This window comes from Acidovorax sp. NCPPB 3576 (genome assembly GCF_028473605.1).
GTDB lineage: Bacteria > Pseudomonadota > Gammaproteobacteria > Burkholderiales > Burkholderiaceae_C > Paracidovorax.
Genome location: NZ_CP097267.1, coordinates 4,100,399 through 4,121,197, shown reverse-complemented (window position 1 = coordinate 4,121,197; position 20,799 = coordinate 4,100,399). Strand labels below are relative to the sequence as shown.

Sequence of the window (20,799 nt, the reverse complement as noted above, 5' to 3'; positions counted from 1 at the left end):
TGATCGATAGCGCTCAGGAGTGAATGCCTAGTACCGTAAACAAGTAATACGGCATAGCCAACTTTTCATGCCCTGGTTGATGGATTGACCTACTTCCAATTTCTTGTTTTCGACAGCGTTGCGCATGTCGTCCAGCCAGGACTGCGATTGGGTGTCGACATAGTAAATGCCCTGAGCCGTCTGCTCGGGGATCATTTTCAGGGCTGCAATCACCTTGCCTTTGATCTTGTAGTGGTTGTCGAGCATGTTGAGCCCAATGCCGATAGAGACCGCCACGACAGCCATCACGAACAGGGGCAGCACGACCGCCGTAGTGGCCCCCAGCGTACCTGCGGCAGCGCCATACGCCACCAATCCACCCAGCCCGCCCTTGACGGCCTCCACGCCGATGCCGCCCACCAGGTCGTACATGGTCTTCTCGTCGTTGAACATGAAGTCCATCACTTCAAGGCCTGTGGAGACGACCACACCTAGCATGAAGCCGCCCTTGGCAATGCCCTGCAGGCTCTTGATTCCCAGGCCGAGTTGCAGCATTTTCGGGTTGGTCGCCAGATAGCGAGTGCCCTGCAGAGCGCTGCTACGCTTGGCCGAGTAACCCTTGATGATGATGTAAGTCCCTGTCGCAGTGGTCTTGATGTAGCTGGAGATGCCAGCCATGCCTATGGCGTTCAGCGTCTTGACGATGGTGATTGCGTCGTTTGCACTTTGCGCTACAGGCCCCACCCAAGGCTCACCCGCATTCGGGCTGAATTCTTTCTGCCAATACTGCCCGAACGTGGACTGCGACAGCATCTTGCGCAGGCTGAATTCCAGGGCGGCATTGCGCCTGGCCTTGTCCTGCAAGATGCTCATGTACTGGCCCTGGGTCAGCACCAGCACGTCCACCTGGTTCTTGTCCATGGACTGGGCCAGGGTCTGTCCGTAGCCGACGTTGAAAAACGTCGCCGCGAGTTCTGCGCTCATTCAATCCCCCTTTGAGATCGTGTTTTTGTTGGGGGCGAATGCTAATCGGACAATGGTTGATTTTTGATTTTGAAGTAAATTAATTTTTTAACAAATTGTTAATACGTGGGCGATGCTTCGTTGTGAAATGGCTGGAGTCGGGCAAGCAGGCCGCGACTCCGGCAGCGCGTTACAACATCCCGGATTCGGCCATCGACAGCGCGTTGCCTGGCGCGACGATCACGTGGTCCAGCACGCGAACCTCCACCAGTTCCAGTGCGTTCATGAGGGTCTTGGTGAGGTTTTCGTCGGCGCGGCTGGGCTTCACGCTGCCGCTGGGGTGGTTGTGGGCCAGCACCACGGCAGCGGCGTTGTGGTGCAGTGCGCGCTTGACGACTTCGCGGGGGTACACGCTGGCATGGGTGAGCGTGCCGCGGAACATTTCGTCCAGGGCGATCATGCGGTTCTGGGCGTCCAGGAACATCACGGCAAAGACTTCGTAGCCTCTGCCGGCCAAGTGCAACTGCAGATAGTGCTTGGCCTCTGCAGGTGAGCCGAATGTTTCGCGGTCAGGCAATTGCTCGCTCAACACACGACGGGCCAGTTCCAGAACGGCGACAAGGACGGTGCGCTTTGCAGGGCCCAACCCCTTGATGCGCTTCAAGTCGTCCACGTTGGCGTGCAACAGGCCGCTGACGCTTCCAAAGCCTCCGGTGGGACGCCCTGAGGCTGCATCCACGGTGGTCGGTGCCAGCAGTTCGCACGCCATCTCCATCACCCCTTTGCCGGCGATGCCCGTGCGCAGCAAGATCGCCAGCAGTTCCGCATTCGACAGCGCGGCAGGGCCCCGCTGCAGCAGCCGTTCACGGGGCCGGGCGTCGGCAGGCATGGTTTTCATGAGCATGGTGCGGCAGGTCCGGTAAGGGCGGCGGCATGGCCGCGCGCGGGGCAGGGAATGGGCGGGTTTCTACAATGGCGGCCAGTTTATCGGGACTCTCATGACCACCCTCGCCCCCACCTCCCTCGTTGCCTCTCCCGCCGCCGCTCCCACCGTGCAGGCGGGTTCCTTCCTGACCCTGCACTACCGTCTGGCCGGCCCGGCGGGCGATGTGATCAACACCTTCGGCGACAAGCCGGCCACGCTGTCGCTGGGCGCGGGCGAGCTGTCGCCCGCCATGGAGCAGCGCCTGATGGGCCTGCCCGAGGGCACGCGCACCACCTTCACCCTGCCCGCGGGCGAGGCGTTCGGCGACCGCAATCCCGACATGCAGCAGTGGGTGGCGCGCAAGCTGCTGGCCGAGCTGGGCGACCCCGACGAGTGCTACACGGTGGGCGACGTGGTGCAGTTCCCCACGCCGGACGGGCTGGGCAGCTACGCGGGCGTGGTGCTGGCGGTGCGTGAGGACGGCGCGGTGCGCTTCGACTTCAACCACCCGCTGGCGGGGCAGCCGGTCACCTTCGAGGTGCAGCTCATCGGGGTGCTCTGACGCCATGCAAAAACCCCAGGAAATCGTTCTGGCCGAGCCGCGCGGCTTTTGCGCGGGCGTGGACCGCGCGATCGAGATCGTCGAGCGCGCGCTGCAGAAGTTCGGCGCGCCCATCTACGTGCGCCACGAGATCGTGCACAACACCTACGTGGTGAACGACCTCAAGGCCAAGGGCGCGATCTTCATCGAGGACCTGGCGGATGTGCCGCCGGGCTCCACGCTGGTGTTCTCGGCCCACGGCGTGAGCAAGGCGGTGCAGACGGAGGCGGCCGAGCGCGGCTTCAGCGTGTTCGATGCGACCTGCCCGCTGGTGACCAAGGTGCATGTGGAGGTCGCCAAGCTGGCCAAGGAGGGCTACGAGTTCATCATGATCGGCCACAAGGGCCACCCGGAGGTGGAGGGCACCATGGGCCAGCTGGACCATGGCATCCACCTGGTGGAAGACGTGCAGGACGTAGCCCGCGTGCAGCCCGGGCAGACGGCCAAGCTGGCGGTGGTGACGCAGACCACGCTGTCGGTGGATGACGCGGCCGAGATCAGCGCGGCGGTGCGTGCGCGGTTTCCCAGCGTGCGCGAGCCCAAGCAGCAGGACATCTGCTACGCCACGCAGAACCGGCAGGACGCGATCAAGGTGCTGAGCCCGCAGGTGGACCTGGTGATCGTGGTGGGCAGCCCCACCAGCTCCAACAGCAACCGGCTGCGCGAGCTGGCGGCGCGCCTGGGAACGCGGGCCTACATGGTGGACAGCGCCGAGGAACTGCGCGCCGAGTGGTTCGAGGGCGTGGCCCGGGTGGGGCTGACGGCCGGGGCCTCGGCCCCCGAGATCCTGGTGCGCCAGGTGATCGACCGCATCAAGGCGCTGGGCGCCGTGTCGGTGCGCAAGATGGACGGCATCGAGGAGACGGTGAAATTCCCGCTGCCCAAGGGCCTGCGCATCGATGCGGCCACGGGGCTGGCGATCACCGAGCGCACGCCGGAGACGGGCCCCGCAGGGCATTGAAATGGCTTTGCTGTCATTTTGCTATTAATTTGATAGCTGTATGCCCTAGTGCTAATTGCGCTGGAGGCCATTTTGATGCTTAGTGCCCAAGGGCTTGCCGCACGCCCTGTCCCGGCAGCGACAGGGCGCAAATACCACGCGAGCGGCCCAATGTCCCTACGCTGGCGGCCCCTATGACCCCACGGCGGGTGTGACTTCTTACAATTTGCGGTTGATTCACTCTGAGGGAACCCATCCGTTCCCTGTCTATGGAAATAGCAATACTGTTCGCCCTCATCCTGCTCAATGGCCTGTTTGCCATGTCGGAACTGGCGCTGGTCACAGCGCGCAAGACCCGGCTTCAGAAGCTGATCGATGAGGGCGATAGCGGCGCGGTCGCTGCCATCAAGCTGGGCGAAGACCCGACCCGATTCCTCTCCACCATCCAGATCGGCATCACCTCCATCGGTGTGCTGAACGGTATCGTCGGTGAAGCCGCGCTGGCCCAGCCACTGGGCGAATGGCTGCGCACCCTGGGGCTGGAGGCCAAATACGCCAGCTACCTGGCCACCGGCCTGGTGGTGATGCTCATCACCTACTTCTCCATCGTCGTGGGCGAACTCGTGCCCAAGCGCCTGGGCCAGAGCCATCCGGAGGCCATCGCCCGCCTGGTGGCCCGCCCGATCAACTGGCTGGCCATTGCCACCAAGCCGTTCGTGAAGCTGCTGTCCATGTCCACGCGGGGCCTGCTGCGCCTGCTGGGCGTGAAGGAGAACAACGCCAGCGCGGTGACCGAGGCCGAGATCCACGCGGTGCTGGCCGAAGGCACGAGCGCCGGCGTGATCGAATCGCACGAGCATCAGATGGTGCGCAACGTGTTCCGCCTGGACGATCGCCAGATCGGCTCGCTGATGGTGCCGCGCGCCGATGTGGCGGTGCTGGATGTGGAAGATTCGTTCGAAGAAAACCTCAAGCGCATCGAAGAGTCGGACCACGCGCGCTTTCCCGTGGTGCGGGGCGGCATGGAAAACGTGCTGGGTGTGCTGAACGCCCGCCAGTGGCTGTCGCGCTCGCTGCGCGAGCAGGCGCGCGACCTGGCCACGCAGCCGCTGCAGACGGCGCTGTACGTGCCCGAGACGATCACCGGCATGGAGCTGCTGGACAACTTCCGCCAGTCGGACCTGCACATGGCGTTCGTGATCGACGAGTACGGCGAAGTGCAGGGCATCGTCACGCTGCAGGACTTGATCGAGGCCATCACGGGTGAATTCCATGCCCGCGACCCCGAAACGTCCTGGGCGGTGCAGCGCGAGGACGGCAGCTGGCTGCTGGACGGCCACATTCCGGTGCCCGAACTGAAAGACCGCCTGAACCTGGACGCCGTGCCCGAGGAAGACCGCGGCCGCTACCACACGCTCAGCGGCATGGTGATGCTGCTGACCGGCAAGCTGCCCCGCGTGACCGACAGGGTGCAGTGGGAGGGCTGGCAGTTCGAGGTGGTGGACATGGACGGCAAGACCATCGACAAGGTGCTGGCAAGTCCGCTGCCTTCGGTGGAGATCGCCGAGCCCGAGGCGATTTCGGCCGAGTGATCCCCTGATTCAAGTCGCGACCTGTGGCGCAAGCTGCGGGCTGCCTCGGTCCATCAAGAACCCGCGCGGCTGCAAGGCCCCCGCGGGTTTTTTCATGCGCTGCGGCAGCGGTCGGGTGCCGCCTGCCGCTTCAGCTCCAGAGATCGAGGGGCGGGTCTGCCGCGACGGCGCGCAGGATGTCGGTGCGCGAGATGAAGCCCGTCATGGTGCCGGACTCGTCGGTCACCGGCAGGCCGGGCAGGCCGGTGTCGAGCAGCACGCTCGCCACGCGGCGCAGTTCGGTGTCGGCGGCCACGGTGGGCACCGGGCTCACCATGATCTCGGAGACGGGCCGGCGTGCCAGGTCGATCGCCGCCTTCACGCTGCCGGGCTCGGGCAGCAGATCCAGCGGCGCCATGTCGGCGCGCAGCAGCAGTCCGACCACCTGGCCCGCGGCGTTGACCACGGGCGCCTGGGCGATGCGGTGCTCGGCCAGCGTGGCCCAGGCGTCGTTCACGCGGATGTCGGGCGGCACGGTGAGGGCGCCCACGGTCATCACGTCCTGCACGCGCGACAGCGGCTGGCGCGGCACCTGCGGGCCTTGCTCGGTCTGGGCATAGGCGCTCACGGCTTCCTGCGCGCGCAGGTTCACCGGGTTGGGGGTAGGGTCGGGTGCCGGCGTGCCGACTGGCGGGAACGGGGTGGCCTCGGGATCGGCGCTGCGGGTGCGCAACGCCTGGGGCCGCTGCACCCGCCGCACGGGCGAGACCTGCGCCAATTGCTCCGGCCCGCCGCGGTACATCTGGCCCGAAGGCCCGAACACATAGAACATCGCCATCTCCTGCAATGCCGCTGCACCGGCGTGCACAGTGCCGCGCACGCCGCGATCGGCGGTCCATGGTATCGGCAGATGCAGGGGCCGCAGAAAGCCGGGGCATGGCGGGGGCGGGCGACGGGCTTCGATGGATTCACGTTGCGGGTGCGTGGCGGGTGCGTGGTGCGCTGCATACACTCGACGGTTTCGTGTGCCGCAAGCCCGTTGCCCGTCGCCCGTTCTTCGTGCGAGGCCCGTGCGGGCACGGTCTTTCTTTTCGCTTTGCCAAAGGCCCCCTTCATGATCGATCGCTCCGCCATCTCCACCGCACACCAGCGCCTGGCCGCACAGGCCGGCTTTCTTCGCGCCACCCCGCTGTTGCAGTTGAGCGGCAGCGCCCTGGGCGTGGACTGCGCGCAGGTGTGGCTCAAGCTGGAGCATCTGCAGGTGGGCGGCAGTTTCAAGGCGCGGGGCATGCTGTACCGCATGCTGGCCAACCCCGTGCCCGAGAGCGGCGTGATCATCGCCTCGGGCGGCAACGCGGGCATTGCCACGGCGGCCGCGGCGCGCGCGCTGGGCGTGCGCTGCGAGGTGTTCGTGCCGGAAATCTCGCCCGAGGCCAAGCGCGCCCGGCTGCGGGCCCTGGGCGCCGAAGTGGTCGTGACCGGCGCCGCGTATTCCGAAGCGCTGCAGGCCTGCCTGGCGCGCCAGCAGGCCACCGGCGCGCTGCTCAACCATGCGTATGACCAGCCCGAAGTCGTGGCCGGTGCCGGCACGCTGGCGCTGGAGATGCAGAGACAGGCGGGCGACCGGTTGCCCGACAGCGTGCTGGTGAGCGTGGGCGGCGGCGGGCTGATCGCCGGCGTGGCCGCGTGGTGCGACAGCCGCGCGCACGTGGTGGCGCTGGAGCCCGAGCGCGCGCCCACGCTGCACAGCGCCCGCGCGGCGGGCATGCCGGTGGATGTGGAGGTGGGTGGCATCGCCGCCGATTCACTGGGGGCCCGCCGCATCGGCGACATCGCCTGGGAGGTTTCGCAGCGCCACGTGCATGCCGCGCTGCTGCTGCCCGACGACGCCATTCGCAGCGCGCAGCAGTGGCTGTGGCGGGAACTCAAGCTGGCGGTCGAGCCGGCGGCGGCGCTGGGCCTGGCCGCGCTGCAAAGCGGCGCCTACCGCCCGCGTGCCGACGAGACGGTCGGCCTGATCCTGTGCGGGGCCAATTTCGATCCCGCCTCGCTGGCCTGAGCGGTGCGCTGCTGGATGGTTGCGCTGTCGGGACGGCGCCTTTTCAGGCGGGCGGCGGCGCCCCGTCGCAGTTGACCATCCAGCCCACTCCGAACTTGTCCACCAGCGTGCCGAAGTGCGCGCCCCAGAACGTAACGGTGAAGGGCATGCCCACGTGCCCGCCCACAGCCAGGCTGTGGAAGATGCGCTCGCCGCGTTCGGCGCTGCCCGGGCAGTTGATCGATATCGAAAAGCCCGCGTGCCCTGCAAATGGCTGGCCCGGCATGCGGTCGCTTGCCATGAAGCGGTGGCCGCCAGGCACCTCCAGGGTGGCGTGCATGATCTTGTTGCGCCAATGCGCGGGAAGCTGCTTTTCCAGTGGCGAGCCCTCGTAGCGGTGTACCGCCGCGAGACGCCCTTCCAGGCACTTGGCGTAGAAATCCAGCGCTTGCTCGCAGTTACCGTCGAAGAAAAGGTACGGTTCGATGTGCATGGAGTTCCTCCCTGGGGCAGTGCGGTCCATCCTAAAACGGAAACTCCGGCACGCCAACCCGGTAAGACGCCCTACTAAAATCGCCGCCTATGCTAGACATCCTCCTCCTTCGAAAAGACCTCGACTCCGCCATCGCCCGGCTGGAGACCCGCAAAAAACCCCAGGCCTTCCTGGACGTCGAGGCCTTTCAGTCCCTGGAGTCCGAGCGCAAGACCTTGCAGACCCGCACCGAGGAACTGCAGGCGCGCCGCAACACGCTGTCCAAGCAGATCGGCCAGCTCAAGTCCAAAGGCGAGAACGCCGATGCGGTCATGGCCGAAGTGGGCTCGCTCAAGTCGGAACTCGAAACCTCGGCTGCCCGGCTGGAGCAGTTGCAGGGCGAACTGCACGCGCTGCTGCTGGCCGTGCCCAACCTGCCGCACGAGAGCGTGCCCTTGGGCGCGGACGAAGCCGGCAACGTCGAAGTGCGCCGCTGGGGCACGCCGCGCGCCTTCGACTTCGCGGCGAAGGACCACGTGGACGTGGGCACGCCGCTGGGGCTGGACTTCGACATGGGCGTCAAGCTGTCGGGCTCGCGCTTCACCGTGATGAAGGGGCCCATCGCTCGCCTGCACCGTGCGCTGTCGCAGTTCATGCTCGATGTGCAGACCCAGGAGCACGGCTACACCGAGTGCTACGTGCCTTACGCCGTCAATGCCGATTCGCTGCGCGGCACCGGGCAGCTGCCGAAGTTCGAGGGCGACCTTTTCGCGGCCAAGAAGGGCGGCCAGGACGGCGAGCCGGTGCCCGACCATGCGGCCCTGTACCTCATTCCCACCAGCGAAGTGCCGCTGACCAACTTCGTGCGCGATGTGGTCGTGCCCGAGTCGGACCTGCCCATCCGGCTCACGGCGCACACGCCGTGCTTTCGTTCCGAGGCCGGCAGCTACGGCCGCGACACGCGCGGCATGATCCGCCAGCACCAGTTCGACAAGGTCGAGATGGTGCAGATCGTCCATCCCGACAAGAGCTACGAGGCGCTGGAGGCCATGACGGGCCACGCCGAAGCCGTGCTGCAAAAGCTCGGCCTGCCTTACCGCGTGATGAGCCTGTGTACGGGCGACATGGGCTTCAGCGCCGCCAAGACCTACGACCTGGAAGTGTGGCTGCCCGCGCAGAACACCTACCGTGAGATCAGCTCGGTCAGCAACTGCGAGGCATTCCAATCCCGCCGCCTGCAGGCCCGCTTCAAGAACGCGCAGGGCAAGAACGAGCTGCTGCACACCTTGAACGGATCGGGCCTGGCCGTGGGCCGCACTCTGGTGGCGGTGCTGGAGAACTACCAGCAAGCGGATGGCAGCGTGCAGGTGCCCGAGGCCTTACGCCCCTATCTGGGCGGGCTGGCCGTATTGGCTGCCTGATCGCCTTTCGTCACACCATGAGCGCGGCAGTCCGTTACTGTGGCGCTCATGGTTCGCCGGCTTTCTGCCGGCACCTCTCTCCAACCAGGATCGATCTGCAATGACTTCTTTTATCTACAGCGCCAGCGTCCCCGTTTTCAAGCAGATGCTCGGCTCCCTGCGGGATGTGCTTTCCAAAACCGAAGCCCACGCGACCGCACGCAAGATCGACCCGGACGCGCTGCTGCAGGCACGCTTGTTCCCTGACATGTTCCCGCTGTCCCGCCAGGTGCTGGTGGCCTGCGATTTCGCCAAAGGCATCGCTGCACGGCTGGCTGGCGCTGATGTTCCGTCGATGCCCGATGCCGAGCGGGTCGGCTTTGCCGATCTGCAAGCTCGCATCGACGCCGTGCTGGCATTCATCGAAGGCCTGCCCGCCGAGTCTTTCAACGAAGCCGCCACGCGCCAGATCACTCTGCAGCCCGGCACGCCCCGCGAAAAGCAGTTCGCCGGCGAGCACTACCTGCTGCACTACGGCCTGCCGCAGTTCTTCTTCCACGTGAACGCCACGTACGCCATCGCGCGGCACAACGGCGTGGAACTGGGCAAGCGCGACTACATGGGGAAGTACTGAGCCGCCTGGAGGGGCCAAACTTCCTGCTAGAATCCCGGCTTCGACACACAGGAGAGGTGGCAGAGTGGTCGAATGTACCTGACTCGAAATCAGGCGTAGTGGCAACACTACCGTGGGTTCGAATCCCACCCTCTCCGCCAAAACGGAAAAAGCCTTGTAAGTCAACGACTTACGAGGCTTTTTGCTTTGAGGGTGGTAGCAAATTTGGTAGCAATTCATGCTCAATTTGCCCATCTACCTACTTGGTTCCAGCTACTACCTCCATACCCGTATCAATGGCCAGCAGGTCAAGCGTTCGCTGCGCACCAGCTACAAACGGGTAGCTATCATTCGGGCAATAGCTCTGTTGAACACAATGCACAAAAAGCCCGACCTCAGCGAACTTAGCACCTACGAGATGGACGTATCCAAGGGCATCTTCAAAGCCGACGGAGACGAAGACCACAAGCGGATGATGGAGGCCATCCAGGCCCTCAAAGCGCTACACGCAGGCCAGCCCGCGCCCACACTGGCACCGGCCACAGTAGCCCCACCAGCAGACGACCCCACGGCCTTGAAGCTGGGCGAGTTGCTGGAAAAGTTCCTCTTGCTCAAATCCGTCAAGCAGTCCACTGCCGACTCGTACGAGAACACCACCACCGAACTGGCCAAGTTCCTCAAAAACCCACCCATCACGCGCATCACGCAAAGCGACCTCACGCGCTACCAGGAACATCTAGCCGCCAAGGGCAATGGCATCCGCACCATTGACAACAAGATATCCACCGTGCGCGCCCTGTACAACTTCGCTAAAAAGCAAGGCTACACGCGCGGCGACAACCCCGCAGAGAATCGCGCGCTGCTGACCAAGAAACAGCGCTTGCAAGGCGGTTGGGCCACGTTTGAAACCGACGAAATCGCGCTCTTGCTGGGCGGCGACTTCTTCCGCGAGCAACGCGAGAAATCCCCGGACTATGTGAACGCGGTGCTTATGGGCCTGTTCACGGCCTGCCGCGTGGGCGAGATCACCGCCCTGAAAAAAGGCCAGTTCAAGCGTAGCCGTAACGGCGTGCCTTACATCACCATCCGGGATAGCAAGACGCAAGCAGGCATCCGTGAGGTGCCGCTACACCCCTACATCTATGCGCAGATAGTGCCCGTGCTGGACACGCTGGAAAACGCGGAAGACAAGCTCTTCAAGTACAAGGAGCGCGACGGCAAGGGAAGCGGCAACGCCGTCGGCAAGATGTTCGCCCGCAACCTCGAAAGCGCCCGGATTTCACGGGACAAGCTCGTATTCCATAGCCTGCGCAAGTACGTGAACAACGAACTCATGCAAAACAAAGTGAGCTTGGAACACCGCTGCCAGTTCGCCGGGCACGAAATCGACAACGTGAACGTGGCCGTGTATACGAAGGTCATCGGCATCGACGAACTGGCTGCGTCGGTGTTCCCAACGCTGGACCTGATTGCCCAGACCGTCCAAATAGCCACCGACCCCATGGCGGGCATCGAGATGGGGGGGCTTATCGACCCCGATGCCCTGATGTAGCCGTCAATGGCCTGGCATGCCCCAGTCGAATGCGGCGGGGCCATCTTCCTGGGGCTTCAAACCCTTCAATGCCGTAATCACTACGGCATTTTTTTCATCGCCCGTTTTGGGGGCCAGATTTTGGTCGGACATGCCAATGGCCAAGGCGACATTGTTCTGGACCACTAGGGCCATTTTCGGGTCATGCTGATAGAGGGCCAACAGCTCCCGGGCGGTGGCATTCTCGGCCAATAGCTCCAACATCCCGGCCAGCTCTGGCCGGTTGGCAATTGCTGCAAGGCGCTTCACGCCCTGGATGCCCGCCAGCCCTTGATGGGCCAGCTTTTGCGCCCTGTCCTCATAGTCCCGTGCCTTTTGGTTCGCAGCGCGGGCGCGGCTCCATTCCGCATCTGCTTCGGTATGTCGCTTCTGGATGGCTTCGCGCTCAGCTTCTATGGCCTCCCGGTCGAGTTTCAGGCGCCCCATTTCATGCTCCGCCTGCCGCCGCTTCTGTGCTGTCGCGCTGGCTTCGCTTGCCGCTTGCGCCAGCAATTCAGTGGCGGCCTTATGGCTCGCGGCAATCTCGGCGTAATACTCCCGCAATGGAACATGCCGCCTTTGGGTCTCACTCTTGGGCTCGCCCCGTTTCAGGTCGTACCCCTTCCTCTGGACGAACTCAGCAAAGCGGGTTTGCAGGTTAATGCACTTTTCAGAACCACCCAAATAATGACCCGCGTTGAGTGCTGTGATGTGGCGGCTGTTTTTCTTTGTAGTCCTGGTCGATGTCTCAATGGGCACGCAAAGTACATGGCAATGCGGACTTTTTTCGTCAAAATGCAAATACGCCCCAACGACATTATCAGCACCATAAACCTCTTTTGCAAAATCAACGCAGTGGAGTAAATACGTCTTTTGACTCTCATAAGGCATGCCATCAAAAAACTCCGGGGAAGCCGTAAAGACATTCTCAATAATACGATTGGCGTCGGGGCGCGGTTTTCGCGTCGTTGTGGCAATCCGCGCCTTTATCGCCCTGAATAGCGCCGGTCGGTCGGCTGCGCCGATGGTTATATTGAGGTGGGAGCGGCTCGGGTCGAGCCCATCCACCTCCTCCGGAGCTTCTCGGAGATGGTGCCGCATGATGCCGCCGATGGCGTGATTGGTTTTGTATTTTTCGACCCTGAATATCGCGTATGCCATTTTTTATCCCTTTGGGTTAAAATAGCACCGTGCAAGCTTTAAGCAAGTTTATCGGGGGTGGCCCGTCCACTACGTGTACTCACTACGGCATTTTTTACGCTGCGCATAAAAAAACCCTTCCTTCGCCCCTGCCGGGGGCCGCCTTCGGCACAAGCCAAAATGCCGCTGTTCACCAAGTCGCGGAGTGCGTCCGGTGATATTTGGGCCATGGGCCACGCGTCCATGGCCAGCGCTTTATCGACGGCCCCGGCTTCCGCTTCGCTGCCATGGGGTTACACCCCATACCCCGCCGATTACCGCCACGCCAGGGGACGAGAAGGTCGCATAATTGAGCCATGATACCCTCAGACGGTTCGATATGGCTCGGGTTGGGGGTGTTGCCAATTGGTAATGGCAAACGCTTTTAGAGGATGTGCTAAAAATAATTGGCTAAATGAAATATATTAACAATTGCCTAAAAGGTCTATCACGTAATCTGCGGCAATCTTTCTGGCAGAGTGGAGAAAATGCATTTTTTTATAAAGCTCAAAAAATTGCTCATCGTATTTGAATCCATTGCTCATATATCGATAATAATGATGAATTGTTAGGGCTTCATACTTTTTTACGTCAGATTTTGCGAGCTTTAGCTCTCGCCTAGCCGCTTCTAATTTCTTGGTGTCACTTATATTGACGGCTGTCATAAGTATCTGGCCGTTATATCTCCATGGATTTTTTTCAACATCAATAAATCCAAAAGATAAAAATCCAGTCTCTTCAATTTTCTTCGCAAGCATCCCTTCTAGTTTTGCAAGATTTTTATCTTCCAGTGCTAATTCAATCTGAGGAAAGCTTTGCACGTCTGCGTCAAATAACCGCCGAGCAAAAGCCATTATTTCATTCATCATGTGCTTTTGCAAATCCAGTGGACTATCCGAAATGGCGAATGCAATCTGCTCGTCACTCGCCAATTCAATGCATTCGTCAACAAATTCTAGAAGCTCGGAATCAGAAAAATCACTAGGAAAGCAGTAGTCAGGATTGTTGACAAGATTTATGCCTGCTGCTGCATAAGCCTGAGCAACGAGGCGCGAGCAAAATTGCCTATTTTCCCGTTGCTGCATTTTTGAACTTCGGAGTTTTTTGGAAAATAATGCTTCGCGTGTTGAATAGCTTTTTCCTGCATCGACATAAACAAAATCACAGGCAAAAGCGATAGCGTTTTGAAATTGGTCATAATTTTTCAAACGCAGTACAACAGCAGTATTCTTCTCATCAAGTAAAAACCTTTGCAAATTTAGAGGGTGCACACCACCGCTATCTGCATGCATGCAACTTCCATCCCGCACATGGAATATTACATGAGAAAAATCGCTCTTTGTTGCAATTCGAATGGATTTGCTAATGACTGTTTTGGCAGATGTGAGAATAATATCTCCAGGTCTTAGGGAATCTATATTGATTATGTATTTTGGATTGGGGTGTGTCATTTTCGGTGCAGCCTTGAAAGTGGCCAATCTTATAGAAGAACTTAATAACTGCCTTCATAAGTTTTCTCGGTATCATACCAAGTGCTCCAAAGTATCGCTATTTGATACCAGAGATTTTGCGCAACTGGGCATTCGATTGCATGGTGAGCTTGTGCCAAGCGGATAGTTATTTCGCGGCTTTGAATGTCCGAAGCTTTCATTGACGGGAAGGGGCCGCAATCAGGCCATAGTGCCTCCCGGTGCTCTGATTGAGACCGAGGTGGGGGCATTGCTCCATTGGGAGGGTAAAGCGCTTTTTAGCGGGGTTTCATCGTGCGAAGCCCTCGCGCGTATGTGAGCGCCTGGGGCGCGGGGAAGAGAAGAGATATCTATCTCTTCTCTTTAACCCCTCTATAAACCCCTCTCCCCCTAAAGGGGAAGAGGGGATTTATTGAGGGGGACAGGCGTGCATACGCACGCTAGAGCGGGTCGGCCTGACGGCCTCCGATTATCACGCCCCGCCTTGCGTCGGCCTGCGGCCTAGCGTCGGGGCTGTGCCATCGAGCCAAAGGAAAATTGGGAATCGGGGACCGATTCCCACGACAAAACAGCCCGCAATGGGGCTGTAATGGGTCTAAAGGCTGTGGTAGAGAACGGGTTGGCATCGTTCCATCCCTTGACAGGTAAAACGGGTTTTAACTGCCTTCCTTCGCAGATAGGAAACCGGCTTGGGCCATTATATTTGGCCAAGCTGAGAGCCATTTACAGGCTTGGCTTTATGCCTTTGCTGAGTTGCTGCTGGGTCTTTTGTTTGCTATCCGCTTCATTTCGCGAATTTTTCCCGTCAATGGCTTTCAGCATAGCGCCTGAGTCTATCGCTCTGATTGCAATCGCTTCGACCAATCCGTCGCCATGATTCCATTCAACGTAATAGGCGCGACTGCATGAACGCTGGAAATCCGAGGGGGGATATATTTTCATGGGTGTTGGCAGAAAATTATCTCCTCCGGTGCGATTGCCCCCAATTCTGTTGAGGTCAAACATTCGGCAGGGAGGGGCAATAATAGGCACGCCCGTAATTGAATTTCCACCCTCTGAATACGAGCCAAAGTATTGTTTTCCATTTTGGTCATATTCCCAGCCAACAACAATGGTCCCATATCGGTCATTCAGTTCGCCGCGAATATAGCTCTCTTTGCCGAATTTTTTCCTAACAGCTTCCAAAAGGGTTTGCTGCGCATACCTCTCATTCTTTGACAGACGCTGATTTTTTTGAATGAACCAAACGTTCTCTGCATTACCTTTGAACGCAAAAAACTCATCAGGCGGGCCGCCCCATTGGCTGCCAAATTCGCTATCGTGAGTTGGGTTTACCCAGCCAGCTAAGCCGCTTTCCACCCTGTCGGTTTGAACAGGTATGACCTTCATGTTGGCGGGTTTTGCGAATGCGGCTTTTGCCTCCGCAATGGACATACCGAGCTTGACCCCGGCAATGTCGTTAGCTTGTGCGCTGATGCTGGGGAGCGTCAGGGCGAAGGCGAGCGCAAGGGCTGCCGGTGCTTTCATAAGAAGTCCTCTTTGGATAGATTGTGGGCGGCACATCGCCGCTACCGAGGGGAATCGTAGCAAGCATTGGTAACCATATACATCATCAAAGGAAACTTTCTGCCGTGGTGTTAAATAGTGCATGAAAACACCATGGGAACATGGTTGAAGACAGGGACACATCAAGGAAAAAGGCCCCGGAACTCGTGGCTTTTGGCGCAGCGGTAAGGCGGCAGCGCAAGGCGCGCGGCTACTCGCAAGAGGCATTCGGGGACACGTGCGGAATAGACCGCAGCTACATGGGGGGAATCGAGCGCGGCGAGCACAATTTGGCATTGGCCAACATCCTGAAAATAATCAAGGCGTTGGGCATGCAGCCGTCTGAGTTTTTCAAGGCCCTGGACGAGCGGGGCAGCGATGGCAAAGACGGCCACAAAGAGGCACTCAAAGAGCTTGCGAATCTGCTGATGGAGGAGGCCTATCAGCACTTAATGGCGAAGGGCGAAGCATCCCTCCGCAAACCCGAAAAATGAACCAAAAACTCCAAGGTTACACGTGTGGTATAACGCCCAAGGTTGCTATTGGTAGCAGTGCTAGTAGCAGGATTTTTGACCCCGCTACCACCTAAGCAGTTGATTTATATAGGTTTTCTAGGTTGGGAAAGTTTGTCCCACCCTCTCCGCCAGCAAGTAAACAAAATAGCGCCCTCCGGGGCGCTTTTTTGTTGCCTGTTCATAAACGGTCAACGCTAGCAATGGGCCCAAAAATTGAGATGAACGGTGTTTTCTGTGGCGTTCGCCACCACCGCCTGCTCAAAAGCCAATGAAGCGGGCCGGCACGCCCTCTGTGAGCCAGACGCCATTCTCTGCTTGATAGAACTGGTGCCCTTGGCCATGCATGGTGGCCGACGCGATGGAGAGCACCACGGGCTGCCCGTATCGCTGCCCCACGCTGATCGCCGTCTGCGCATCCTCTGAAAGATGCACGTGGTGCCGCGAACCCGGCAGCAATCCTTGATGGCGGATCGACTCCAGAAACCGGGTTGCAGTGCCGTGGTACAGAACAGCGGGCGGCGTCTTTTCCTGCATGCTGATCGACACGGTGGGGGTGGAGTGCCCCTGCACTGCGCGGATGCTGGAGCCATCTTCCGAAATCGAAAACCGTTTTTTGTCGCTGGTAGCGACGACTTGCTCTATCAATGCACGGTCCAGCGCGCGACCGTGCATGGCTGCCGCAGCGATCAATGTGTCGATGGGTGCCCAGCCCTCGCGATCCAGGGTCAGCCCGATGGATTGGGGTTCATGGCGCAGAACGTAACTGAGAAACTTGCTGGTTTCGGCGAGTGGCTTGGTGCTCATGGAAAACGCCTTGGGCTGTTTCTCTGGCCTGGCGGTCCGTCAATCTGCCGCTGCTGCGATCAACGCCTGCAAGGCCTCGTCCACTTCGCGGTCCTCGATCCCCTGCTGCGGCACCAGGCGGGCTGTCAGCGCCTGCAGTGCTCCCGCTTCCTTCTGCAGCCGTGCAATGGCCTGCCCCGCATCGCGCGGTGCATCGAAGCCGGTGCTTTGCAACAGCACCCGGCCATCCACTGCGACCAGCTTGAAGTAGAACTTGCCGTCCGCCTCCCGGTACTGCTTGAACGACGGCAGCGCCGCCTTGGCGGGCTTGGCCTGTGCCGGCGTCGCCACTGCTGCGGTGCGCAGGCTGCGCAGCCCCACGGCCGCGCGCAGGTCGTGCATGAAAGGCGTTGCGATGGCCCGTGCGCGTTCGGCGCCAGCCAGCAGGGTGTCTTCGATCTGCGAGGGGTTGGCCATCAGCGCTTCGTAACGCGCGCGCATGGGGGCGATGACCTGGTCCACGCGTTCGAACAGCACCTGCTTGGCATCGCCCCAGGCGATGCCTTCGGCGTATTGCTGGCGCAGCGCGGCGGTTTCCGCTTCGGTGGCGAAGGCCTGGTAGATCTGGAACAGGGCCGAGCCTTCGGTGTCCTTGGGTTCGCCGGGCGCGCGCGAGTCGGTGAGGATGCCGCCGATGAGCTTGCGCAACTGTTCGCGCGACGAGAACAGCGGAATGGTGTTGTCGTAGCTCTTGCTCATCTTGCGGCCATCGAGGCCGGGCAGGGTGGCGACGTGTTCGTCGATGGCGGCCTCGGGCGGCACGAAATGGTCGCCGTACAGGTGGTTGAAGCTGGCCGCCATGTCGCGCGCCATCTCGATGTGCTGCACCTGGTCACGCCCCACAGGCACCTTGTGGGCCTTGAACAGCAGAATGTCGGCGCCCATGAGCACGGGGTACATGAAGAGGCCTGCGGTCACGCCGTCGTCGGCCTCGCGGCCGGCGGCGGTGTTCTTGTCTTGCGATGCCTTGTAGGCATGGGCGCGGTTGAGCACGCCCTTGCCGGTCACGCAGCTCAGCAGCCAGTTGAGTTCGGGAATTTCCGGAATGTCGGACTGGCGGTAGAAGGTGACGTGCTCGGGGTTCAGCCCCGCTGCAAGCCAGCTGGCAGCGATCTCCAGCGTGGACCGCTGGATGCGCAACGGGTCTTCGCACTTGATGAGCGCGTGGTAGTCGGCCAGAAAGTAAAAGCTCTGCACGCCGGGCTGCAGGCTGGCCGCGACGGAGGGGCGGATGGACCCGACGAAGTTGCCCAGGTGCGGCGTGCCCGTGGTGGTGATGCCAGTGAGAAAGCGCGTGGTGGTCATGTAAACGGAATCCGCAGAAAACAAAAGAAGAGGGACGCCGGTGCGAGCGCTGTCAGCGGCGCCAGCGGCAAGCACCGATCAGCGCAGCATCGCCATCAGGGGCGTCAGCAGCAGGTTGATGGCCGAGTAGCCCAGCGACATGAGCGGGCGCAGCCAGACCGCACCCACCACGCCGGCCACGACCAGGGCCAGCACGATGAAGAAGCCGTAGGGCTCGATGCGCGACACCATTTGCGCCTGCTTCCACGGCAACAGGCCGACCAGGATGCGCCCGCCATCGAGCGGCGGCAGCGGAAACAGGTTGAAGGCCCACATGACGAGGTTGACCAGCATGCCGGCGCGCGCCATTTCCATGAAAAAGCGCTCTTGCACGCCGAAGCCGACCAGCGCGATGAGGAACACCGCCCACAGGATGGCCTGGAAGAAATTGGAGGCCGGTCCCGCCAGGGCGACCCAGATCATGTCGCGCTTGGGGTTGCGCAGGTTGCCGAAATTCACCGGCACCGGCTTGGCGTAGCCGAAGAGAAACGCCCCCGACGTGGCGAAGTACAGCAGCAGCGGCATGAGGATGGTGCCGACCGGGTCGATGTGCTTGAGCGGGTTGAGCGTGATGCGGCCCATCATGAACGCGGTCTGGTCGCCGAAGTGGCGCGCCGCGTAGCCGTGGGCGGCTTCGTGCACCGTGATCGCGAAGAGCACCGGCAGTGCGTAGATGAGAACGGTTTGGATGAGGTTGGAGAAGTCCACGGCGCGATTGTCTCAGACGCCGGCACACGGCCTTGTCCTGGGCATAAGCGCAACTACGGAGGGCGCCCGGCGCGATCGTTGATAGCATGGCACGGCATGTTGCAAAACGTAGCCCGTGCACACCGCCGGGCGCCGCTGGCTGCCTGCGATAACGACATACAACAGGCATAGGAGACAGGCGATCATGGGCTTGGACAGGCTGAGGATTGGTACGCGGCTGGTGCTCGCGTTCGGGGCATTGGCGGCGCTGATGGCCTTGTTGTTGGTCGTTGGGCTGACAGACATCGGGCGCGCGCAGGCCTCGCACCGCGCGGCATTGCAACTGGCGGGTGGCTTGGCCGATGCGCAACGCTTGCCGCTGGTGCAGGCCATTCAGGCGGCGCAGGCCCAACTGGACGACGTGCGGGTGTGGCTGCTGGTGCTGGGCGGGGCGGTGTTTGCGGTGGCCATCACCGCTTTCCTGCTGCTGCGCCAAGGCATCGTGAGCCCGCTGGCTCAGGCCATCGTCATTGCGGAAACCGTGGCGGCGGGCGACCTGAGCAAGGAGTTCAGCTCCGATCTGCAAGGGGATTTCGGGCGGCTGCTCGGGGCGCTGGGCACGATGGAAGACACCTTGACCGAACTGGTCTCGCGCATCAAGCAGTCCACCGATGCGATCACGCTGTGCGCGGGCGACATCGATTCGGGCAACTCCGATCTGTCGCGCCGCACGCAGGAGCAGGTCTCCTCGCTGACCGAGACGGCCGCGAGCATGGCGCAGCTCACCTCTACCGTGCGCCAGAACGCCGATCGGGCGCGCTCCGCCAGCGGGCTGGCCGTGGCCGCCTCCGCCACGGCCGAGCGTGGCGGGGCGGTGGTGGGCGAGGTGGTGCAGACCATGCAGGCCATCAGCGGCAGCTCGCACAAGATCGTGGACATCATCCAGGTGATCGAAGGCATCGCTTTCCAGACCAACATCCTGGCGCTGAACGCGGCGGTGGAAGCGGCCCGCGCGGGGGAGCAGGGCCGGGGGTTCGCGGTGGTGGCCTCCGAGGTGCGCAGCCTGGCGCAGCGCAGCGCCGTGGCCGCGCGCGAGATCCGCACGCTGATCCAGGAGTCCGTGCAGCAGGTGCAGAACGGCACCGGCCTGGTCGGCCAGGCGGGCAAGACGATGCAGGAGATCGTGCACGATGTCGGGCAGGTCACCGCCCTGCTGGGTGAGATTTCGCGCGCCTTGCATGAACAGAGCGACGGCATTGCCCACGTGAATCAGGCGGTTGCTCACATGGACGGCGCCACGCAGCAGAACGCAGCGATGGTCGAGGCGGCAGCGCGGGCCGCGTCGGTGCTGTCGGAACGCGCGAACGACCTGCAGCGTGCCGTGGGTGCGTTCAAGCTGGACGATGACGACGCGCCCGCCCTGGTGGGCTCGCCCGGCCATCACACCACGTCCGCGCTGCGCCTGCCGGCCTGAGGGGCCCGGCGGCGCGCCGGTTTCGCGTCAGAGGCCCAGCGCCTGCAGGCTGCCGCGGCCCTCGCGCACCACCCGGGGTTCGCCGCCGTCGTACATGTCGGTCAGGTCCACCACGGTGGTCGGCTCCAGCGGGCAGGCGCCCGCATCGACCACGGCATCGATCTGGTGCTCGTAGCGCTCGCGGATCTCGCGCGGGTCGTTTAATGGCAGCGTTTCGCCCGGCGCGATGAAGGTGGTGGCCAGGAGCGGCGCGCCGTGCAGTTCCAGCAGCAGTTGCAGGCCCTTGCGGTCCGGCACGCGCAGGCCGATGGTCTTGCGCTGCGGATGGCTCACGCGGCGGGGCACTTCCTTGGTGGCGTCCAGGATGAAGGTATAGGGCCCGGGCGTGGCCAGCTTGAGCAGGCGGTACTGCCGGTTGTCCACGCGGGCGTAGTTGGCCAGCTCGGACAGGTCGCGGCACAGCAGGGTGAGGTGGTGCTTTTCGTCCACCTGGCGAATGCGGCGCAGGCGGTCCACGGCGGTCTTGTCGTCGAGCTGGCACACAAGGGCGTAGCTGGAGTCGGTGGGCACGGCCAGCACCGCGCCTTGTTTCAACAGTGCGGCGCCCTGCTTGAGCAGCCGGGGCTGCGGGTTGTCGGGATGGACTTCGAAATACTGGGCCAAGGGAGGGT

Annotated in this window: 20 protein-coding genes and 1 tRNA gene; 10 read left to right on the top strand and 11 right to left on the bottom strand. The window is 61.8% G+C overall.

Translation table 11 applies throughout. The features are described 5' to 3' along the window. Positions 1–27: 27 nt before the first annotated feature. Positions 28–963, bottom strand: a complete 936-nt coding sequence (locus M5C98_RS18825) for a hypothetical protein (RefSeq protein WP_272548967.1) — start codon at positions 961–963, stop codon at positions 28–30. A 169-nt stretch (positions 964–1,132) separates the two neighbouring features. Next, positions 1,133–1,846: a RadC family protein gene (gene radC / locus M5C98_RS18820; RefSeq protein ID WP_272548966.1), complete on the bottom strand. Its 714-nt coding sequence runs from the start codon at positions 1,844–1,846 to the stop codon at positions 1,133–1,135. Positions 1,847–1,940: 94 nt separating this feature from the next. Between radC and M5C98_RS18815 the strand changes: the two genes are divergently transcribed. The 3 genes from M5C98_RS18815 to M5C98_RS18805 all read left to right on the top strand — a co-directional run bounded on the left by M5C98_RS18815 (position 1,941) and on the right by M5C98_RS18805 (position 5,000). Next, complete coding sequence (locus M5C98_RS18815; RefSeq protein ID WP_272548965.1) at positions 1,941–2,429, top strand: FKBP-type peptidyl-prolyl cis-trans isomerase; 489 nt, start codon at positions 1,941–1,943, stop codon at positions 2,427–2,429. 4 nt (positions 2,430–2,433) lie between these two features. Next, the gene (ispH, locus tag M5C98_RS18810) at positions 2,434–3,429 is read left to right on the top strand and encodes a 4-hydroxy-3-methylbut-2-enyl diphosphate reductase (protein ID WP_272548964.1); all 996 of its coding nucleotides are present in this window, start codon (positions 2,434–2,436) and stop codon (positions 3,427–3,429) included. Between the two features lie 248 nt (positions 3,430–3,677). After that, the gene (locus M5C98_RS18805; protein ID WP_272548963.1) at positions 3,678–5,000 is read left to right on the top strand and encodes a hemolysin family protein; all 1,323 of its coding nucleotides are present in this window, start codon (positions 3,678–3,680) and stop codon (positions 4,998–5,000) included. A 130-nt stretch (positions 5,001–5,130) separates the two neighbouring features. On the opposite strand, the gene M5C98_RS18800 is transcribed toward M5C98_RS18805, so the two are convergent. Next, positions 5,131–5,811: a CBS domain-containing protein gene (locus tag M5C98_RS18800; protein WP_272553341.1), complete on the bottom strand. Its 681-nt coding sequence runs from the start codon at positions 5,809–5,811 to the stop codon at positions 5,131–5,133. 282 nt (positions 5,812–6,093) lie between these two features. Here M5C98_RS18800 and M5C98_RS18795 point away from each other — a divergent pair, with 282 nt between their 5' ends. Beyond that, positions 6,094–7,038, top strand: coding sequence for a threonine/serine dehydratase (locus M5C98_RS18795; protein WP_272548962.1), 945 nt, complete (start codon positions 6,094–6,096; stop codon positions 7,036–7,038). A 43-nt stretch (positions 7,039–7,081) separates the two neighbouring features. Here the strand turns inward: M5C98_RS18795 and M5C98_RS18790 are convergent, their stop codons facing one another. Further along, positions 7,082–7,510 carry a VOC family protein gene (locus M5C98_RS18790; protein ID WP_272548961.1) on the bottom strand — a complete coding sequence of 143 codons (429 nt, stop codon included), beginning with the start codon at positions 7,508–7,510 and terminating at the stop codon, positions 7,082–7,084. 89 nt (positions 7,511–7,599) lie between these two features. Here M5C98_RS18790 and serS point away from each other — a divergent pair, with 89 nt between their 5' ends. The 4 genes from serS to M5C98_RS18770 all read left to right on the top strand — a co-directional run bounded on the left by serS (position 7,600) and on the right by M5C98_RS18770 (position 11,054). After that, entirely contained in the window at positions 7,600–8,910 is a 1,311-nt protein-coding gene (gene serS, locus M5C98_RS18785) for a serine--tRNA ligase (protein WP_272548960.1), read from the top strand. 100 nt (positions 8,911–9,010) lie between these two features. Further along, on the top strand, positions 9,011–9,523 hold the full coding sequence (locus M5C98_RS18780) for a DUF1993 domain-containing protein (RefSeq protein ID WP_272548959.1): 513 nt from the start codon (positions 9,011–9,013) through the stop codon (positions 9,521–9,523). Between the two features lie 50 nt (positions 9,524–9,573). After that, a tRNA-Ser gene (locus tag M5C98_RS18775) sits at positions 9,574–9,663 on the top strand. Positions 9,664–9,740: 77 nt separating this feature from the next. After that, on the top strand, positions 9,741–11,054 hold the full coding sequence (locus tag M5C98_RS18770; RefSeq protein ID WP_272548958.1) for a phage integrase: 1,314 nt from the start codon (positions 9,741–9,743) through the stop codon (positions 11,052–11,054). Positions 11,055–11,057: 3 nt separating this feature from the next. Here the strand turns inward: M5C98_RS18770 and mobV are convergent, their stop codons facing one another. The 3 genes from mobV to M5C98_RS18755 all read right to left on the bottom strand — a co-directional run bounded on the left by mobV (position 11,058) and on the right by M5C98_RS18755 (position 15,247). After that, positions 11,058–12,233: a MobV family relaxase gene (gene mobV / locus M5C98_RS18765; RefSeq protein ID WP_272548957.1), complete on the bottom strand. Its 1,176-nt coding sequence runs from the start codon at positions 12,231–12,233 to the stop codon at positions 11,058–11,060. A 443-nt stretch (positions 12,234–12,676) separates the two neighbouring features. Continuing rightward, positions 12,677–13,702 carry a YiiX/YebB-like N1pC/P60 family cysteine hydrolase gene (locus M5C98_RS18760; RefSeq protein WP_272548956.1) on the bottom strand — a complete coding sequence of 342 codons (1,026 nt, stop codon included), beginning with the start codon at positions 13,700–13,702 and terminating at the stop codon, positions 12,677–12,679. Positions 13,703–14,443: 741 nt separating this feature from the next. Next, complete coding sequence (locus M5C98_RS18755) at positions 14,444–15,247, bottom strand: hypothetical protein (RefSeq protein ID WP_272548955.1); 804 nt, start codon at positions 15,245–15,247, stop codon at positions 14,444–14,446. 140 nt (positions 15,248–15,387) lie between these two features. Here M5C98_RS18755 and M5C98_RS24730 point away from each other — a divergent pair, with 140 nt between their 5' ends. Further along, positions 15,388–15,759 carry a helix-turn-helix domain-containing protein gene (locus M5C98_RS24730; protein ID WP_336298482.1) on the top strand — a complete coding sequence of 124 codons (372 nt, stop codon included), beginning with the start codon at positions 15,388–15,390 and terminating at the stop codon, positions 15,757–15,759. Positions 15,760–16,038: 279 nt separating this feature from the next. Here the strand turns inward: M5C98_RS24730 and M5C98_RS18745 are convergent, their stop codons facing one another. The 3 genes from M5C98_RS18745 to M5C98_RS18735 all read right to left on the bottom strand — a co-directional run bounded on the left by M5C98_RS18745 (position 16,039) and on the right by M5C98_RS18735 (position 18,675). Beyond that, complete coding sequence (locus M5C98_RS18745) at positions 16,039–16,584, bottom strand: RNA 2'-phosphotransferase (protein WP_272548954.1); 546 nt, start codon at positions 16,582–16,584, stop codon at positions 16,039–16,041. Between the two features lie 39 nt (positions 16,585–16,623). Beyond that, complete coding sequence (locus tag M5C98_RS18740) at positions 16,624–17,928, bottom strand: tryptophan--tRNA ligase (RefSeq protein WP_272548953.1); 1,305 nt, start codon at positions 17,926–17,928, stop codon at positions 16,624–16,626. Between the two features lie 78 nt (positions 17,929–18,006). Next, positions 18,007–18,675 (bottom strand): site-2 protease family protein, encoded by a 669-nt coding sequence (locus M5C98_RS18735; protein WP_272548952.1) that lies wholly within the window; start codon positions 18,673–18,675, stop codon positions 18,007–18,009. 184 nt (positions 18,676–18,859) lie between these two features. Here M5C98_RS18735 and M5C98_RS18730 point away from each other — a divergent pair, with 184 nt between their 5' ends. Then, positions 18,860–20,128 carry a methyl-accepting chemotaxis protein gene (locus M5C98_RS18730; protein ID WP_272548951.1) on the top strand — a complete coding sequence of 423 codons (1,269 nt, stop codon included), beginning with the start codon at positions 18,860–18,862 and terminating at the stop codon, positions 20,126–20,128. Between the two features lie 27 nt (positions 20,129–20,155). Here the strand turns inward: M5C98_RS18730 and M5C98_RS18725 are convergent, their stop codons facing one another. Next, complete coding sequence (locus tag M5C98_RS18725; protein WP_272548950.1) at positions 20,156–20,791, bottom strand: L-threonylcarbamoyladenylate synthase; 636 nt, start codon at positions 20,789–20,791, stop codon at positions 20,156–20,158. Between the last annotated feature and the right edge of the window lie 8 nt (positions 20,792–20,799).

Excerpts from the sequence above, each read along its gene's own strand:
- M5C98_RS18825 (WP_272548967.1), bottom strand. The coding sequence starts at position 963 with ATGAGCGCAGAACTCGCGGCGACGTTTTTCAACGTCGGCTACGGACAG.
- M5C98_RS18815 (WP_272548965.1), top strand. The coding sequence starts at position 1,941 with ATGACCACCCTCGCCCCCACCTCCCTCGTTGCCTCTCCCGCCGCCGCT.
- M5C98_RS18760 (WP_272548956.1), bottom strand. The coding sequence starts at position 13,702 with ATGACACACCCCAATCCAAAATACATAATCAATATAGATTCCCTAAGA.
- radC (WP_272548966.1), bottom strand. The coding sequence starts at position 1,846 with ATGCTCATGAAAACCATGCCTGCCGACGCCCGGCCCCGTGAACGGCTG.
- M5C98_RS18745 (WP_272548954.1), bottom strand. The coding sequence starts at position 16,584 with ATGAGCACCAAGCCACTCGCCGAAACCAGCAAGTTTCTCAGTTACGTT.
- M5C98_RS24730 (WP_336298482.1), top strand. The coding sequence starts at position 15,388 with ATGGTTGAAGACAGGGACACATCAAGGAAAAAGGCCCCGGAACTCGTG.
- M5C98_RS18805 (WP_272548963.1), top strand. The coding sequence starts at position 3,678 with ATGGAAATAGCAATACTGTTCGCCCTCATCCTGCTCAATGGCCTGTTT.
- ispH (WP_272548964.1), top strand. The coding sequence starts at position 2,434 with ATGCAAAAACCCCAGGAAATCGTTCTGGCCGAGCCGCGCGGCTTTTGC.
- mobV (WP_272548957.1), bottom strand. The coding sequence starts at position 12,233 with ATGGCATACGCGATATTCAGGGTCGAAAAATACAAAACCAATCACGCC.
- M5C98_RS18790 (WP_272548961.1), bottom strand. The coding sequence starts at position 7,510 with ATGCACATCGAACCGTACCTTTTCTTCGACGGTAACTGCGAGCAAGCG.
- serS (WP_272548960.1), top strand. The coding sequence starts at position 7,600 with ATGCTAGACATCCTCCTCCTTCGAAAAGACCTCGACTCCGCCATCGCC.
- M5C98_RS18755 (WP_272548955.1), bottom strand. The coding sequence starts at position 15,247 with ATGAAAGCACCGGCAGCCCTTGCGCTCGCCTTCGCCCTGACGCTCCCC.
- M5C98_RS18800 (WP_272553341.1), bottom strand. The coding sequence starts at position 5,811 with ATGTTCTATGTGTTCGGGCCTTCGGGCCAGATGTACCGCGGCGGGCCG.
- M5C98_RS18730 (WP_272548951.1), top strand. The coding sequence starts at position 18,860 with ATGGGCTTGGACAGGCTGAGGATTGGTACGCGGCTGGTGCTCGCGTTC.
- M5C98_RS18770 (WP_272548958.1), top strand. The coding sequence starts at position 9,741 with ATGCTCAATTTGCCCATCTACCTACTTGGTTCCAGCTACTACCTCCAT.
- M5C98_RS18795 (WP_272548962.1), top strand. The coding sequence starts at position 6,094 with ATGATCGATCGCTCCGCCATCTCCACCGCACACCAGCGCCTGGCCGCA.
- M5C98_RS18780 (WP_272548959.1), top strand. The coding sequence starts at position 9,011 with ATGACTTCTTTTATCTACAGCGCCAGCGTCCCCGTTTTCAAGCAGATG.
- M5C98_RS18740 (WP_272548953.1), bottom strand. The coding sequence starts at position 17,928 with ATGACCACCACGCGCTTTCTCACTGGCATCACCACCACGGGCACGCCG.